Raw genomic sequence first — 14,076 nt, forward strand, 5'->3', positions numbered from 1 at the left:
AAGTGTCGTCCGCCGGGCACAAACTTACCCCATCCGGTGCTCACCCCGGAGCATAGCCTTCCGGTCAAACACCTGCTGGATCGTCCCATGCGCCATAAACGCCGCCCGGTCAGACATATGCGCAATCACATCGGCATCGTGGCTCACCAGAAGATAGGTCATGTCGTGTTGCTGTTTCAGACGGTTCAGCAGGTTGAGGATCTCCGCCTGCACGGACATATCCAGCGCCGACGTTGGTTCATCCAGCAGCAGAAGCTGCGGGCGCAAGAGCAGCGCACGGGCAATGGCCACACGCTGCCGCTGGCCGCCGGAAAGCTGGTGCGGGTAACGCTTCCCCGCGTCGGCCGACAAACCGACCTGCTGCAATGCATCCGCCACTTTTTCTGGGATCTGCGTCTCGCGGTGAATTTTCAATGGTTCCGACAGGGTACGTGAAATGGTGTGGTTCGGGTGCAGCGACGCCCATGGATCCTGAAACACCATCTGCACGTTGCGGCGAAGCGGGCCTGCAAAACGCTGACCTTGTTGCAGGCGCTCGCCCAGCACGGCAATGTTGCCGCGCCACTCACGCTGTAAACCCGCCAGCACGCGCAGAATTGTTGATTTACCACAGCCGGATTCGCCGATAAGGCTAAAGGTTTCCCCTTTCCGGATGGTAAAACTGGCGGCTGAAACCGCGGTTTTCTCTCCGAAACTGACCTGGAGCTGATTGACTTCAACGAGTGCCATTGTTCGCCTCCTGCCACGGCTGAGAGCGGTCGAGGGTCGGCAACATCTGCCCAAAGGTGTTGGCATTTGGGCGGCAAGTCCATAGCGTGCGCGTATACGGATGGGTTGCCTGTGGCAACTGGTTTGCCGCCATTTCATCAACCTTCTCGCCCTGATACATCACCAGTACGCGGTCGCAATGTTCGGCGACCAGCGGCAAGTCATGGCTTATCAGCAGCATCGCCATCTGGCGTTCTTCACACTGTTGTACCAGCAGGTCGAGGATCTGGTTGCGCAGACGTGCGTCCAGCGCAGAAGTGGGCTCATCAGCAATCAGAACCTGTGGGTTATTGATCAGCGCAATGGCAATCATCACACGTTGCCCCATGCCGCCAGAAAGTTCGCTGGGATAACGCGTCAGCACCTGCCCGGCCAGCCCCACGGCGCGGATGATGTCGTGAATGCGTGCAAGACGTTCCGAACGGGGCAGGGACTGATGCAGCGTCAGGGCCTCTTCAAGCTGCGCCGCGACATTTTTCGCCGGATTGAGCGCATAGCGCGGGTCCTGAAGCACCATCGCAATACCGTTGCCGCGAAGTGCCTGCCAGCGGCGGTTGTTGAGGGTCTGCAGGTCATTGCCCAGCACATTAAGCTGGCGGGCAGTGACGATACCCGGTTTACGCACCAGGCCCATCAGCGCACGGGCAGACATGGATTTGCCGGAGCCAGATTCCCCGACCAGTGCCAGACGCTCGTTGCCCAGCGTAAAGCTCAGGTTGCTGACCACGCGGGCGGCGGGGTAGTCGATATTCAGCGCATCGACGATGACGCGGTGTTCAGTCATGTTGCGGCTCCAGTACGTCGCGCAGGCCATCGCCCAGCAGGTTAAATGCCAGGCTGGCAAACAGAATGGCGCCGCCCGGAATGGCGGCAATCCACCACTGGTCGAAAATCACCTGCATGCCGTCGGCAATCATTGCGCCCCATTCAGCCATGGGCGGACGCGCGCCGAGACCGAGGAAGCCCAGCCCGGCAGCAGCCAGAATCATCCCGGCCAGATCGAGCGCCAGGCGCACTATTGCGGACGGCAGGCACAGCGGAAGAATATGGCCGAAAAGCAGCCTGAAACCGCGAATGCCCATCATCCCGGCAGCGGCCAGGTAATCGCTGTGACGCAGACGCTGAATCTCACTGCGAGCCTGACGCGCATAGGCGGGCCAGGTGGTTAAGGCCAGCGCCAGCGCGCCGTTGACCAGGCCCGGCCCGAGCATGGCGACAAACGCAAAGGCGAGGATCAGGCGTGGCATTGACATCACGACGTCAGTAAAGCGCATCAGCACGCGCTCCAGCCACCCGCCGTAATAGCCGGACAAAACCCCGACCAGCAGACCCGCGGGCAAGGTGATCACCGTGACTAAGGCCACCAGCCCCAATGCCGGGCGACTGCCGTAAAGCAGTCGGGAGAGCAGGTCGCGCCCGTAGCTGTCAGTACCCAGCCAGTGCTGGCCGTTGGGGGCTTGCAGACGGGCGGCAGCGTCCTGCCAGTTAGGATCTCGCGGTGCAAGCCAGGGAGCAAACAGGGCAATGAACACCAGAAGTGCGATGGCAATCAACCCGCAACACGCGGCAGGAGAGCGGCGCAGGCGGCGTAAAAAGAGATAAAACGGCATTAGCGCACCCTGGGATCGGTTGCCCGCACGAGCAGGTCAGTAAGGTTATTGATCAGCACAAAACAGACGCCAATGAGTAACGTCCCGCCCATCACCGCCGTTGTGTCGCCAGCAAAAAGTGCGGTCGTGAGATAGCGTCCGATGCCCGGCCAGGAGAAGACGGTTTCTGTTAACACAGCGCCTTCCAGCATGCTGGTGTAGGCCAGGGCGATCACGGTCAGCAAGGTACTGCGAATGTTCGGCAGGACGTGACGCAGCAGGATGGTCATCTCTCCAGCACCCTTGGCACGGGCGAGCAAAATGTACTCTTTGTTCATCTCGCTCAGACAGGCCGAACGGGTAAGGCGGGTGATGCTGGCCAGCGAGTAATAAGCCAGCAGCAATACCGGCAGAACCAGATGACTGATGGCGTTTCTGAATGCGTCGCGGTCGCCGGAAAGCCAGGTATCAATCAGGGCAAAGCCGGTGCGGGGTTCAACGGTAAATTGCCAGACATCATCCAGCCTGCCAGGGCCTGCACTCCACTGGAGTTTCGCGTAGAACAGCGCCAGCATCAGCAGCCCGAGCCAGAAAATCGGGACAGAGTTACCGAGTAACGTCAGGGTGCGAATGGTTAAATCGAGCGGTGAACCGGCAAAACGGGCGCACAGCACGCCAGCGATAACCCCCAGGACGGAGCCAATGATCAGGGCAAGCGTGGCCAGCTCCAGCGTCGCCGGGAACGCATGCAGCAGATCCTGCAATACGGGTTGTCCGGTGGCGCTGGCTGTGCCTAAATCGCCGTGGGCGAGGCTTTGCAGATAGTGCCAGAACTGAACAGGAATCGGCTGATCAAGGCCAAGCTGGTGGCGGACCTGATCGTAAGTCGACTGGCTGGCGTGATCGCCGACGATCTGCAATACGCGATCGACGGGGGAAAATGCAGAAAGTGCGAACGTGACGAGCAACAGCCCGAAGAGCGTGAGCAGCAGGGTCAGCAGCCCCTGAAACACGCGCGTCACGTGGGTGGATAGGTGTGGCATGGATGATTTTTCATTCCTGGATAAAATACACGGACGAGCCCCCTCTCCCTGAAGGAGAGGGGTAAAACCTATTTCGTTACGCGATCGTACCAGACCATGTCTGCATTCAGCCCTTGCTGATATCCCTTCACGTTATCGCGTACCACAATCTGGGTCTTGCCCTGGTCGACGAAGACATACGGAGAATTATGTTGCAGCTCTTCCTGCATCTTCTTGTACAGATCCAGACGTTTCGCCGGATCAGGCTCGGCAACGGCCGCCAGTGTGGCTTTATTCAACTCCGGAATTGTCCAGCCGTTCAGGCCGGCAACCGTGCTGGATTTGCCGTCGTTCCACGCGAAGGCGCTGGCGTTAGAGTGGGCGTCGAAGTAATCCGGGATCCACAGACGAATGGCGGCCTGATGCTGTTTTGCACGCACGCGGGCATACACCTGGCTACCCGCCGCAGGCAGCAGATCAACCTTCACGCCGCCCTGAGCAAAGCTCGCCTGCATCGACTGGGCGATGGTGATGAACGGCGGTTTGTTCTCGACATCCAGCGTGAAGTGCGCATCTTTGATGCCCGCTTTGGCGAGGATCGCTTTCGCTTTGGCCGGGTCAAATTTGAACGGATTGTTCTCCAGCGCGCCCGGCAAACCGACAGGCAGGAAGCTTTGGTGGACAAAATACTGGCCTTTCAGCAGATCTTTGGTGATACCGTCATAATCCACCAGCCAGCGGGACGCTTCCCAGAACGCCGGGTTATTCAGCAGTGGGTTGGCACTGTTGCCGGTATTGAACACCAGATAGTTCTGCTCGGCAGACGGGATGCTCAGCACCTTCACGCCGGGTTTACCGTCGAGAGCGCTGATCTGGTCTGCCCCTAAATCGCGAGCCACATCCGCATCACCCTGCTGGATCAGCAGGCGACGAGACGCCGGATCGGGGACGTTTTTAATAATGATGCTTTTCAGTTTCGGTGCGCCGCCAGGTGCGGTGTCGTTTGCTTCCAGTACGATGGCCTGATGCGGTTGATAGACACGCATTTTGAACGCACCGCTGCCTGCTGAGTGCATTTTCAGCCATGCGTTGCCGAAGTCGTTATCTTTTACATTTGCGGCGACCTGCTTTTCGTCCACGATCGAGGCAATTGGCGTGGAGAGAATGTTCAGCGCCACCGACGGGCTGACATCAGCCGTCCAGTGCAGCGTCAGCGTGTGGTCATCTACTTTTTTCAACTGGCTGGCGATGTTATCCGCGTCCCAACCCAGCACGTTGAGGATAAACGCCGGAGATTTATTCAACGTTACGGCACGGGTATAAGAGAAGATCACATCTTCCGGACGCAGGGGGTTGCCGGAGGCAAATTTTGCATCGGGTTTGAGTTTGATGGTCAGGGTCTTTGCTGCGGCATCGGCTTGCCAGCTTTCCGCCAGAATCGGGGTGATTTTTTCCGGGTTATCGCGATCTGGCTGAACCAGACGCTGATACAGGCTGGGGACGGTCTGGATACTGGAAAGCTCGTTGGCTTCTGCCGGGTCGAGGCTCACGATGTCATCAAGACCTTGTGCGACAACCAGCGTGTTGGGCGGAGTAGCGGCGTGAACAGCGCTTGAGAGCGCAGCCAACACCAGTAACGGCAGCAGTTTCTTAGTCATAGCGATCCCTGAAGAAAAATTATTGTGATGGTTTTATACCCGCTACGTTAGGCTGACAGGCGTATTCCTCAAAGTTTAAATTCTGCTTTGCTTATGCCATGAAGGTATAAAACATGCATATTGGCTATTAGGCCACTCTCTTCTCGTCTGCTTTTTAACCTGCTATAACAAAACTCTTACCTTTCAGGGAGTCACCGTTGTGCCGGAAATCAATCAATATGGTCAAACCGTTAATGACCTCGTCCTCGACTGGAAAGGTGCGCGCGTTTTAACCCGAACGCCACTTGTTGGTCAATATTGTCGCCTTGAGCCGCTGGATGCAGAACGCCATGCCGCCGATCTTTTTGACGCCTATGCACTGGGGGACGATAGCGACTGGACCTGGCTTGCCAGCACCCGCCCTGAGAGTGTGGAAGCGACAGTACACTGGTTGCTTGGCAAAGTAATGGATGATGCGCTTGTGCCTTATGCGGTCATCGACTTACGCACGGAGTGCGCCGTGGGTATCGTGAGTTATATGGCGATTGAACGGTTGATGGGCTCGGTCGAAATCGGCCATGTGACCTGGTCGCGAAAAATGAAAAATACCTGGCTTGGTACGGAAACCGTCTGGCTGTTGCTCAAAAATGGCTTTGCGCATGACTACCGTCGGCTGGAGTGGAAATGCGACTCGATGAATATCGCCTCGCGGAATGCCGCAGAGCGGCTGGGGTTTGTTTGGGAAGGGCGTCTGCGCCAGAAGCTGGTGCGTAAAGGCCGTAACCGCGATAGCGATATGCTTTCTATTATTGACGAGGAGTGGCCAGAGCGTGATGCAGAGTTGCGTGCCTGGCTGGCAGCGGAGAATTTTGACGGGAACGGACGACAGCTTAAGAAGCTGGAGGCGTTTCGGGAGTAGAACACTCTGGCATTTAGCCCTCATTCCTCGTCCCAAAGGGGCGAGGGCCGCAGTGAGGGAGTTCTGTTTATGCGTTATTTCGTACGGGTTTCATCCACGCATCGCCATAGCTGATATTGCCCTTCACATAGTTCCACTGAATGCCTCGAAATCTCAGTCCAACGACCTCATGCATATTGGGTGCAGAACTGCCCGGATAATAAACATGAGTAAAATCCACAGACGAGACCACCACACTATCAAGCGTAATGTTGTAGACCTCGGTTTCGAGACCTTCTTCCACAATTTCATAATATTTGATAATGGCTTTTTGCAGACGTTTACTCTCGCAAACGGCAATTGCAAGATAGGGGCTGACTTTGTCTACTTGTTTGTGCAGAGTAACGGGTCCATGTTGTCGAGTCCCGGTCATATTTCCAGTATGACTGTCTACAGGTTGCCTCACACCATAGCTGCTGTTCATTATCTCGATAGCACCTTCCCGACCGGGAATCATACAATTGCCCTGAATAAGCATTCCATTCTCGTCGTAGAGAAATAAGTAAGCGGGTAATGACATTATAAGCCTCCTAAATTGATTCGTTTTCCATTTTTATCAATATCGAATTGATGAACATATTTATGGCCATTTAAACCGTAGTGAATAACGTAAGTATACCCATCTTTCCATTTTATATCTAAACAGGTGTCAGGATAGGATTCTTTTAATTCTTCATATCCAGAACCCGTTACTATGTTAATCTCATGTGCTTCACTCGAGTAAATAGTGTAATAGTTCAAAATATCATTTTTATTGATGCTAAAACAAATGTGATTGCCATTAATAAAAGTCAACCTTGTTTTGGGGGCTTGACTTCCCCCCGGGCAACCAGTTATTAGAATGCTCAGGGTAAGAATAATAAATATCTTTTTCATCCTGGAAATCCTTTAAAGATGTTTTTATATTTTTTAAGAAGATAATATAGTGTTTCTTTAAGATATAAATCACGGTACTTCAATAAAATTTGATTGTTTTCTAAACCATTATATTTCAATAACCAATAGTCACTCACAATCGATGCCTGCTGCTCTAAGCTATAATGAAAAATATCTGCTTTATCTAAGTTATAAGAGTAATCAGCAATACCCGAGAATAATCCCCTTGTTCTGACAAACATCCCTTTTTGTGTTTGTCAGACATGCATCATCTCATGCATAAATATGTGTTTCTTTGCCAGATCTTCCTCTAACGAAAAATCAGGCGAATATGTGTCTTCTCGAAACCACATTTCCCCATTCGGACTCATTGCCACATTCACAGGCTGGAGATTAAAGGGGAGATAACTTTCCCTGTGCACCCACACCCGGTGATAACGGATGCTGTAACCGTAAAGCGTCTTTGCGAGAGCTATTTCTCCGATGGTGAGTTGTCGGATCCCACCAGGATTAATCGGTGTTCCCGATGTGGGCTGAATACGTTCATTAACGGGCATTCCAATTTCCTTTTATTTGATAAGGATATTGGTCGGAAATCATACTCGTGCCCGAAAGAGAAAGAAGAAAGCACTTTTCCGAAAAATCGCGCCCTCGTGATCGCTGCTGACATAACTTTAATGATAACTATTTTCATTTGGATATAGCCTGTGCTATACAATATAGCACAGGCTAATTTTGCTTTTAATTTAACCATATCAGGAGACTTCTGCGATGCACCCACTGCAAGGATTGAAGCGTCTTTTGCTCAGCGCGTTGTTAATGACCATGACCACCACGGGCGCGCTGGCGGCCGAAAAGTTCCAGGTCATCACAACTTTTACCGTCATTGCGGATATGGCGAAAAACGTGGCGGGAGAGGCCGCGGATGTCACCTCTATTACCAGGGCAGGCGCGGAAATTCATGAGTATCAGCCAACTCCGGGCGATATCAAACGCGCGCAGAAAGCGCAGTTGATTCTGGCCAACGGTATGAATCTGGAGCTGTGGTTCCAGCGCTTTTATCAGCATCTCAACGGCGTGCCGGAAGTGATTGTCACGCAAGGCATCAGCCCGATGGGGATCAGCGAAGGGCCGTATAACGGCAAGCCTAACCCGCATGCGTGGATGTCTCCGGACAACGCGCTGATTTATGTCGATAACATCCGCGATGCGCTGGTGAAGTATGACCCGACAAATGCGCAGACTTACCAGCGCAACGCCGAAATCTACAAGCAGAAAATTACCGCGACCCTCGACCCCCTGCGTAAACAGGTGGCAGAGATCCCGGCAGACAAGCGCTGGATGGTGACCAGTGAAGGCGCATTCTCCTACCTGGCGCGGGATTTAGGGCTGAAAGAGCTTTATCTGTGGCCGATAAATGCCGATCAGCAGGGTACACCGCAGCAGGTACGCAAGGTTATTGACCTGGTGAAAAAACATCAGATACCGGCCGTGTTCAGTGAAAGTACCGTGTCCGATAAACCTGCTCGTCAGGTGGCACGCGAGACGGATACGCACTACGGTGGCGTGCTATACGTGGACTCCCTGAGTGCAGAAAACGGACCCGTGCCAACCTATATCGATCTGCTTAACGTCACGACCCGCACGCTGGTGCAGGGGATCCGTGACGGAATGAAGGAGTAACCATGCACAAGGGGATTGTGGTAACCGATGTGACCGTGACCTATCGCAACGGTCACACGGCGTTGCGCGATGCTTCGTTCAGCGTGCCGGGTGGCTCGATTGCCGCCCTGGTGGGAGTAAACGGTTCCGGCAAGTCCACGCTGTTTAAAGCGGTGATGGGGTTTGTGCGAGCGGCAAGTGGTCGTATCACCATTCTGGGGATGCCTCCCCAACGCGCGCTGCGCCAGAACCTGGTCGCCTACGTGCCGCAATCGGAAGAGGTTGACTGGTCGTTTCCGGTGCTGGTTGAAGATGTGGTGATGATGGGGCGCTACGGACATATGGGTTTTTTGCGTCGACCTAAAGAGAACGATCGCCGTATCGTGACCGAGGCTCTGAGGCGTGTGGATATGCTCGAGTTGCGCCACCGGCAGATAGGCGAACTGTCTGGCGGGCAGAAGAAGCGTATTTTTCTGGCGCGGGCGATTGCCCAGCAGGGCGAGGTGATCCTGCTCGATGAGCCGTTTACCGGTGTGGATGTTAAAACCGAAGCCAGAATTATCAGCCTGTTACGCGAGCTGCGTGACGAGGGTAAAACCATGCTGGTCTCGACCCACAACCTGGGCTCGGTCAAGGAGTTTTGCGATTACACGGTCATGGTCAAAGGTACTGTTCTGGCGAGCGGCCCAACGGAGAGCACCTTTACGGCCGAAAACCTGGAGCGCGCCTTCAGCGGCGTGCTGCGCCACGTGGTGCTCAGTGGCTCTGAAGACCGCATCATTACCGACGACGAGCGACCTTTCGTGATGCACCGTCAGCCGGACGCCGGGCGGGGGGCAAAATGAACGCACTTCTCGAACCCTTCAGCTATGAGTACATGCTCAACGCGATGTGGGTCTCGGCGATGGTGGGGGGACTGTGCGCCTTTCTCTCATGCTATTTGATGCTTAAAGGCTGGTCGCTGATTGGCGATGCGCTCTCGCACTCGATCGTACCTGGTGTGGCGGGGGCCTATATGCTCGGTCTGCCGTTCTCGCTCGGGGCGTTTTTATCGGGCGGGCTGGCAGCAGGCAGTATGCTGTTTCTTAATCAGCGTAGTCGCCTGAAAGAAGACGCCATTATCGGACTGATCTTCTCCTCCTTTTTTGGCCTGGGGCTGTTTATGGTCTCGCTTAACCCGACATCGGTGAATATTCAGACCATCGTGCTGGGTAATATTCTGGCGATTGCCCCGGAAGATATTGTCCAGCTAACGATTATCGGCGTGGTTTCTATCCTTATCCTGCTGGTTAAATGGAAGGATCTGATGGTGACCTTTTTTGACGAGAACCATGCCCGTGCCATCGGCTTACGCCCTGAGCGTCTGAAGATCCTCTTCTTCACGCTGTTGGCGGTCTCCACGGTGGCGGCGCTGCAAACCGTCGGTGCTTTTCTGGTTATCTGTCTGGTCGTGACGCCCGGCGCGACCGCATGGCTGCTCACCGATCGCTTCCCGCGGCTATTGATGATTGCGGTGGCGATTGGCAGTATCACCAGCTTCCTCGGGGCGTGGGCCAGCTATTATCTGGACGGTGCAACCGGGGGCATTATCGTGGTTGCGCAGACGTTGCTGTTCTTACTGGCGTTTGTGTTTGCGCCGACGCACGGCCTGCTGGCCAGCCGCCGCCGGGCGCGTCATGCGCGGGAGGTGCAGGAATGATGACGTTGCTCCTTGAACCCTTCCAGTTTGCGTTTATGAACAACGCGCTGCTGATTGCGTTGCTGGTGGCTGTACCTTGTGCGTTGTTGTCCGTTTTTCTGGTGCTGAAAGGGTGGGCATTGATGGGCGACGCGATGAGCCACGCAGTTTTTCCCGGTGTTGTACTTGCCTGGATGCTGAACCTGCCGCTGGCGCTGGGCGCCTTTGTCGCCGGTCTGTTTTGTGCCGTCGCCACCGGATACCTGAAAGACAACAGCCGGATCAAGCAAGATACCGTCATGGGGATCGTCTTTTCCGGCATGTTCGCAGCCGGGCTGATCCTCTATATTGCCGTCAAACCCGAGGTGCATCTTGACCACATTCTGTTCGGCGACATGCTGGGCATTAACGGGAGCGATATTCTGCAAAGCGGTATCGTCGCCGGGGGAATTGCGCTGATGATTGCTGTGAAGTGGCGTGATTTTTTGCTGTTCTGTTTTGACTATCAGCAGGCACAGGCGAGCGGCTTGCGCACCCGCTGGTTGCATTACGGTTTGTTGTGCATGGTCTCGCTGACCATTGTGGCGACGCTAAAGGCGGTGGGGATTATTCTGTCCATTTCACTGCTGATTGCTCCCGGCGCCATCGCGGTGCTGATGACCCGACGTTTCCACATGGCGTTGCTGGTCGCGGTGGCCATCTCGGTACTGGTCTCGGTGAGCGGCGTCTATCTGTCGTTTTATCTCGACAGCGCACCCGCACCGACCATTGTGGTGCTGTTTGCCCTGATGTTCATTATCACCTTCGCGGTGACCAGCGTGAATGCGAGGCGAAGAGAGAGGGTTAGCGTGGCGAGCTGATGCCTTTACCCCGAACCCTGTATCCAACGTAAGCGAGAACAAACGTTAAAAATGGCAACGCCCGTTGCCATTTCGCGTTTACCTCCGCGCCAGCTCCACCGCGTGCTGCCACTCCAGCCATCGCTTCTGCAACCGTTTATGCCGCGCCATATCCGGCATGAACGTGACATGTTCCGGCAGATATGGGCGAAGCTGTGCAACGGTGAGATTCGACAATGCCTTACGCGCCAGCAAAGCAGCGCCGCTGGCGGAAAGCTCTGCCACGTCGCTGCGCATCACCGGACAACCCAGCAGATCGGCCTGATACTGCATCAGCCAGTCATTTTGGGTTGGCCCGCCGTCGACCATCAGCGCATTGAGTGTAAAGCCCTGGTGGGCGCGCATGGCGGTGACCACATCGGCAATCTGATAGGTGATGGACTCCAGCGCGGCGCGGATCAGGTGTGCGCGTTTCACGCCACGGCTTAACCCGTGGATCAACCCACGCGCATTTTCATCCCACCAGGGGGCGCCCATGCCGGTTAATGCCGGAACGAAAAAGACGCCCAGCGTGGACTCTACCGAACGCGGCAGGGTATTCAGTGCCTGCGCCAGTTCGTCCGGGGGAAGCTCGCTCAGACCGGTGCTGTCCGCCATCCAGGCGACTGCATCCCCGGTATGGGGAATATTGCCTTCCAGACCATAGACCAGCGTGTCGCCATCGTGCCAGGCTACGGTGGTCGCCAGTGCGCTAACGTTACACTCTGCTGAACTCACGGGGGCCATCACTGATGAACCCGTTCCGTAGGTCGCCTTTACGCAGCCTTCAGCCCCCAGCCCGTGTGCGAACAACGCGGCGTGAGAATCGCCGATCATGGCCATTACGGGGATCCCCGCCGGGATCGACGTCAGCCCCCGCGTTGAGCCAAACAGGCCACTCGACGGTTTGATGGCTGGCAGGGCTTCCCGCGGAATGCCGAACAGCGCGAGCATATCGTTATCCCAGTCGGCGGTTTGCAGGTTCAGCAACTGGGTGCGTGCCGCGTTGGTGTCGTCGCAGGAAAAGCTTTCCCCTTGCGTTAACTGCCAAAGAAGCCAGCTATCCACTGTGCCGAGACAGATTTCACCGCGTCCGGCGAGGGCAAAACCATCCGGTGTGTTCTCCAGTAGCCAGCGCATTTTTGAGGCGGAAAAAAGCGGCGCGACCGGCAACCCGGTAATCGCTTTGATCTGCGGTTCATGACCGTTTTCGCGCAGCGCGTGGCAAAACGATGCCGTGCGGGAACATTGCCAGCTCAGGGCCGGAGCAATGGGTTTTCCCGTTGTCCGATACCATCCCACCACAGTTTCACGCTGATTGCTGATCGCCAGTGCCGCCACGCGTTGCGCTCCAACGGCGGCAATGACACGGGCGATAACGTCCAGCGAGGCGGCCAGCAACAGTTCTGCCGACTGTTCCACCCAGCCTTCGCGTGGCGTCTCGATATTCAACGCGCGTGAGACGCTGGCAACCACCTGTCCGTTGCCATCAAAAGCAACGGCTTTGGCGTTAGTTGTGCCCTCGTCGAGGGCAATAATAATATCCTTGTTCACCGACATAGCGGCCTCCGGCCTTACTGGTGGAGATAGGTCGACACGCCAAGATAGCGGGTGAACGCTTCGTTGAGGATCGCCGCACTGGATGAGTGATTCATCGCCACGTGATGCTCAAACCCGTTGCGGCAGATCCACGACAGCAGGTTCTCCAGATGTGGAACCTGGATCACCGCGCGACAGCCCACTGTATCCAGTGCATCGTTAACCGATTGCCCTTCGCCCACATACGCTTTGATTTCTCCCGTAAGGTCATCCGTACTCAGGCGGAAGTAGGTCAGTGGGCCGCTTTTCAGTCGGCCATGGACCGCGCCGCAGGTGTTCTCTTTGCCAACGGTTGTACCGATGATGTCGGCCGTGCCCATGTGCGGGGTTTCAAGGCTGGCGGCGGCAAAGTTACCGCAGTGGAACAGCACACACTTGTCACGGTCATCGCCAAAGTTGTTATTCCAGTCAGCAATGGAGGCGGGGTTAAGGTTGCTGCTGGCAAGGGCGTACATGGAAAGCGCACCCATCACGTCCACTTCACAGGCGCTTGGCATCAGCTGACCGGACATTACGCTCATAATCGAACAGACGTTTATGCCTAAATTCTCCTGCAACGATGTCCAGCACTGAATGGCTGTGGTATCGATGTCGTTAGCGACGATCCATTCGCTCAGCACCACAAAGAGTTTTGCCATTGTCACCAGCTTGTCTGCCGGAATACCGCTGGCATCGGCATTGTCGAGCAGCAGGCGGCGCTTTTCATCGACACGGATATCGTCGTCCCGCAGCAGTTTAATGCGGGTAAAGACTTCAGAAAGATCCAGCGTTTCAACGGCAATGCCCAGTCGTTCCAGCAGTTTTTCGCTGTAACGGACCGTGTTAAAGCCCGCCGGACGTGCGCCAATCGCGCCGACGCGTACACCACGCATGCTACTTACCACGCGACAGATTTGCTCGAAGCGACGCAGATCCTGTTCAAACACCTCGCCGCTAAGGGCGCACACATGCTGGGTAGTGAGCGTAAAGGGAATGCCATACTGACGCAGGTTGTTACACAGTGAGATCTTGCCGCAGAAGCTGTCGCGGCGGGTGGCGAGCCCCATTTTGTCAAGGTTATCTTCTTCGGCCTGTACCAGCACCGGCACGTTCAGGCCAGAAAGGCGCAGGGTTTCGGCGATCGCTTTTTCGTCGCCAAAGTTAGGCAGCAAAACCACAACGCCGTGGATCGTATCGCGATGGGCGCGGAACAGATCGGCACAGGTTTTGGCATCCTGACGAGTTTCGACGCCGCCCAGTTCAGTCTGGCCCGGGTCGAGCATCAGAGTGTTGATACCCAGACGGTCGAACAATGCGATTGCCTGTTCACGTGCTTCTGCAACCAGGTAGCTGGGGAAAAATCCCCGGTTGCCAATGATCACGCCCATGGTGAGTTGTTGAGGAATTCGGGACATTGCGTACTCTCCAGT

14 protein-coding genes and 1 pseudogene are annotated in these 14,076 nt (G+C 55.5%); 5 read left to right on the forward strand and 10 right to left on the reverse strand.

What is annotated here, in order from left to right; genetic code table 11:
* Positions 1-24: 24 nt before the first annotated feature.
* The 5 genes from GF617_RS01145 to GF617_RS01165 form a co-directional block, all read right to left on the reverse strand.
* The gene (locus GF617_RS01145; RefSeq protein ID WP_203450883.1) at positions 25-729 is read right to left on the reverse strand and encodes an ABC transporter ATP-binding protein; all 705 of its coding nucleotides are present in this window, start codon (positions 727-729) and stop codon (positions 25-27) included.
* Entirely contained in the window at positions 716-1,552 is an 837-nt protein-coding gene (locus GF617_RS01150; RefSeq protein ID WP_203450884.1) for an ABC transporter ATP-binding protein, read from the reverse strand. Before GF617_RS01150 ends, GF617_RS01145 begins: the two co-directional genes overlap by 14 nt.
* On the reverse strand, positions 1,545-2,378 hold the full coding sequence (locus GF617_RS01155; protein WP_203450885.1) for an ABC transporter permease: 834 nt from the start codon (positions 2,376-2,378) through the stop codon (positions 1,545-1,547). The genes GF617_RS01150 and GF617_RS01155 overlap by 8 nt, the downstream gene beginning before the upstream one ends.
* Positions 2,378-3,400, reverse strand: coding sequence for an ABC transporter permease (locus tag GF617_RS01160; protein WP_181622587.1), 1,023 nt, complete (start codon positions 3,398-3,400; stop codon positions 2,378-2,380). Before GF617_RS01160 ends, GF617_RS01155 begins: the two co-directional genes overlap by 1 nt.
* Before the next feature lie 68 nt (positions 3,401-3,468).
* Positions 3,469-5,037 (reverse strand): ABC transporter substrate-binding protein, encoded by a 1,569-nt coding sequence (locus GF617_RS01165; RefSeq protein ID WP_181622588.1) that lies wholly within the window; start codon positions 5,035-5,037, stop codon positions 3,469-3,471.
* A gap of 199 nt (positions 5,038-5,236) precedes the next feature.
* On the opposite strand from GF617_RS01165, the gene GF617_RS01170 reads away from it, so the two are divergent.
* On the forward strand, positions 5,237-5,935 hold the full coding sequence (locus tag GF617_RS01170) for a GNAT family N-acetyltransferase (RefSeq protein WP_203450886.1): 699 nt from the start codon (positions 5,237-5,239) through the stop codon (positions 5,933-5,935).
* 67 nt (positions 5,936-6,002) lie between these two features.
* Here the strand turns inward: GF617_RS01170 and GF617_RS01175 are convergent, their stop codons facing one another.
* From GF617_RS01175 to GF617_RS27425, 3 genes and pseudogenes are all read right to left on the reverse strand, one after another.
* Complete coding sequence (locus GF617_RS01175; RefSeq protein ID WP_181622590.1) at positions 6,003-6,494, reverse strand: type VI secretion system tube protein TssD; 492 nt, start codon at positions 6,492-6,494, stop codon at positions 6,003-6,005.
* A complete protein-coding gene (locus tag GF617_RS01180) occupies positions 6,494-6,850 on the reverse strand; it encodes a putative T6SS immunity periplasmic lipoprotein (protein WP_203450887.1) in 357 nt (118 codons plus the stop codon). Before GF617_RS01180 ends, GF617_RS01175 begins: the two co-directional genes overlap by 1 nt.
* Positions 6,847-7,407, reverse strand: a pseudogene (locus GF617_RS27425) (type IV secretion protein Rhs). The gene GF617_RS01180 and the pseudogene GF617_RS27425 overlap by 4 nt, the downstream one beginning before the upstream one ends.
* A gap of 262 nt (positions 7,408-7,669) precedes the next feature.
* Between GF617_RS27425 and GF617_RS01190 the strand changes: the two are divergent.
* From GF617_RS01190 to sitD, 4 genes are read left to right on the forward strand one after another with little or no spacing between them, the layout of a single operon-like run.
* Positions 7,670-8,533, forward strand: a complete 864-nt coding sequence (locus tag GF617_RS01190) for a metal ABC transporter substrate-binding protein (protein ID WP_375289271.1) — start codon at positions 7,670-7,672, stop codon at positions 8,531-8,533.
* Between the two features lie 2 nt (positions 8,534-8,535).
* Positions 8,536-9,357 carry a manganese/iron ABC transporter ATP-binding protein gene (locus GF617_RS01195; protein ID WP_203450889.1) on the forward strand — a complete coding sequence of 274 codons (822 nt, stop codon included), beginning with the start codon at positions 8,536-8,538 and terminating at the stop codon, positions 9,355-9,357.
* A complete protein-coding gene (gene sitC / locus GF617_RS01200) occupies positions 9,354-10,211 on the forward strand; it encodes an iron/manganese ABC transporter permease subunit SitC (protein WP_181622595.1) in 858 nt (285 codons plus the stop codon). Before GF617_RS01195 ends, sitC begins: the two co-directional genes overlap by 4 nt.
* Positions 10,208-11,050 (forward strand): iron/manganese ABC transporter permease subunit SitD, encoded by an 843-nt coding sequence (gene sitD, locus GF617_RS01205; protein WP_181622596.1) that lies wholly within the window; start codon positions 10,208-10,210, stop codon positions 11,048-11,050. The genes sitC and sitD overlap by 4 nt, the downstream gene beginning before the upstream one ends.
* A 78-nt stretch (positions 11,051-11,128) precedes the next feature.
* Here sitD and GF617_RS01210 read toward each other — a convergent pair whose 3' ends face one another.
* Together GF617_RS01210 and GF617_RS01215 are read right to left on the reverse strand one after the other, a co-directional pair.
* Positions 11,129-12,628 (reverse strand): FGGY family carbohydrate kinase, encoded by a 1,500-nt coding sequence (locus tag GF617_RS01210; RefSeq protein ID WP_181622597.1) that lies wholly within the window; start codon positions 12,626-12,628, stop codon positions 11,129-11,131.
* A gap of 14 nt (positions 12,629-12,642) precedes the next feature.
* Positions 12,643-14,061 carry an L-fucose/L-arabinose isomerase family protein gene (locus GF617_RS01215; RefSeq protein ID WP_181622598.1) on the reverse strand — a complete coding sequence of 473 codons (1,419 nt, stop codon included), beginning with the start codon at positions 14,059-14,061 and terminating at the stop codon, positions 12,643-12,645.
* Positions 14,062-14,076: the final 15 nt, after the last annotated feature.

Source organism: Lelliottia sp. RWM.1, from assembly GCF_016859735.1.
Lineage (GTDB): Bacteria > Pseudomonadota > Gammaproteobacteria > Enterobacterales > Enterobacteriaceae > Enterobacter.

Bases quoted from the DNA above. Each gene is read 5' to 3' on its own strand.
- GF617_RS01210 (WP_181622597.1), bottom strand. From the start codon at position 12,628: ATGTCGGTGAACAAGGATATTATTATTGCCCTCGACGAGGGCACAACT.
- GF617_RS01150 (WP_203450884.1), bottom strand. From the start codon at position 1,552: ATGACTGAACACCGCGTCATCGTCGATGCGCTGAATATCGACTACCCC.
- GF617_RS01160 (WP_181622587.1), bottom strand. From the start codon at position 3,400: ATGCCACACCTATCCACCCACGTGACGCGCGTGTTTCAGGGGCTGCTG.
- GF617_RS01180 (WP_203450887.1), bottom strand. From the start codon at position 6,850: ATGAAAAAGATATTTATTATTCTTACCCTGAGCATTCTAATAACTGGT.
- GF617_RS01155 (WP_203450885.1), bottom strand. From the start codon at position 2,378: ATGCCGTTTTATCTCTTTTTACGCCGCCTGCGCCGCTCTCCTGCCGCG.
- sitD (WP_181622596.1), top strand. From the start codon at position 10,208: ATGATGACGTTGCTCCTTGAACCCTTCCAGTTTGCGTTTATGAACAAC.
- sitC (WP_181622595.1), top strand. From the start codon at position 9,354: ATGAACGCACTTCTCGAACCCTTCAGCTATGAGTACATGCTCAACGCG.
- GF617_RS01190 (WP_375289271.1), top strand. From the start codon at position 7,670: ATGACCATGACCACCACGGGCGCGCTGGCGGCCGAAAAGTTCCAGGTC.
- GF617_RS01215 (WP_181622598.1), bottom strand. From the start codon at position 14,061: ATGTCCCGAATTCCTCAACAACTCACCATGGGCGTGATCATTGGCAAC.
- GF617_RS01145 (WP_203450883.1), bottom strand. From the start codon at position 729: ATGGCACTCGTTGAAGTCAATCAGCTCCAGGTCAGTTTCGGAGAGAAA.
- GF617_RS01195 (WP_203450889.1), top strand. From the start codon at position 8,536: ATGCACAAGGGGATTGTGGTAACCGATGTGACCGTGACCTATCGCAAC.
- GF617_RS01175 (WP_181622590.1), bottom strand. From the start codon at position 6,494: ATGTCATTACCCGCTTACTTATTTCTCTACGACGAGAATGGAATGCTT.
- GF617_RS01165 (WP_181622588.1), bottom strand. From the start codon at position 5,037: ATGACTAAGAAACTGCTGCCGTTACTGGTGTTGGCTGCGCTCTCAAGC.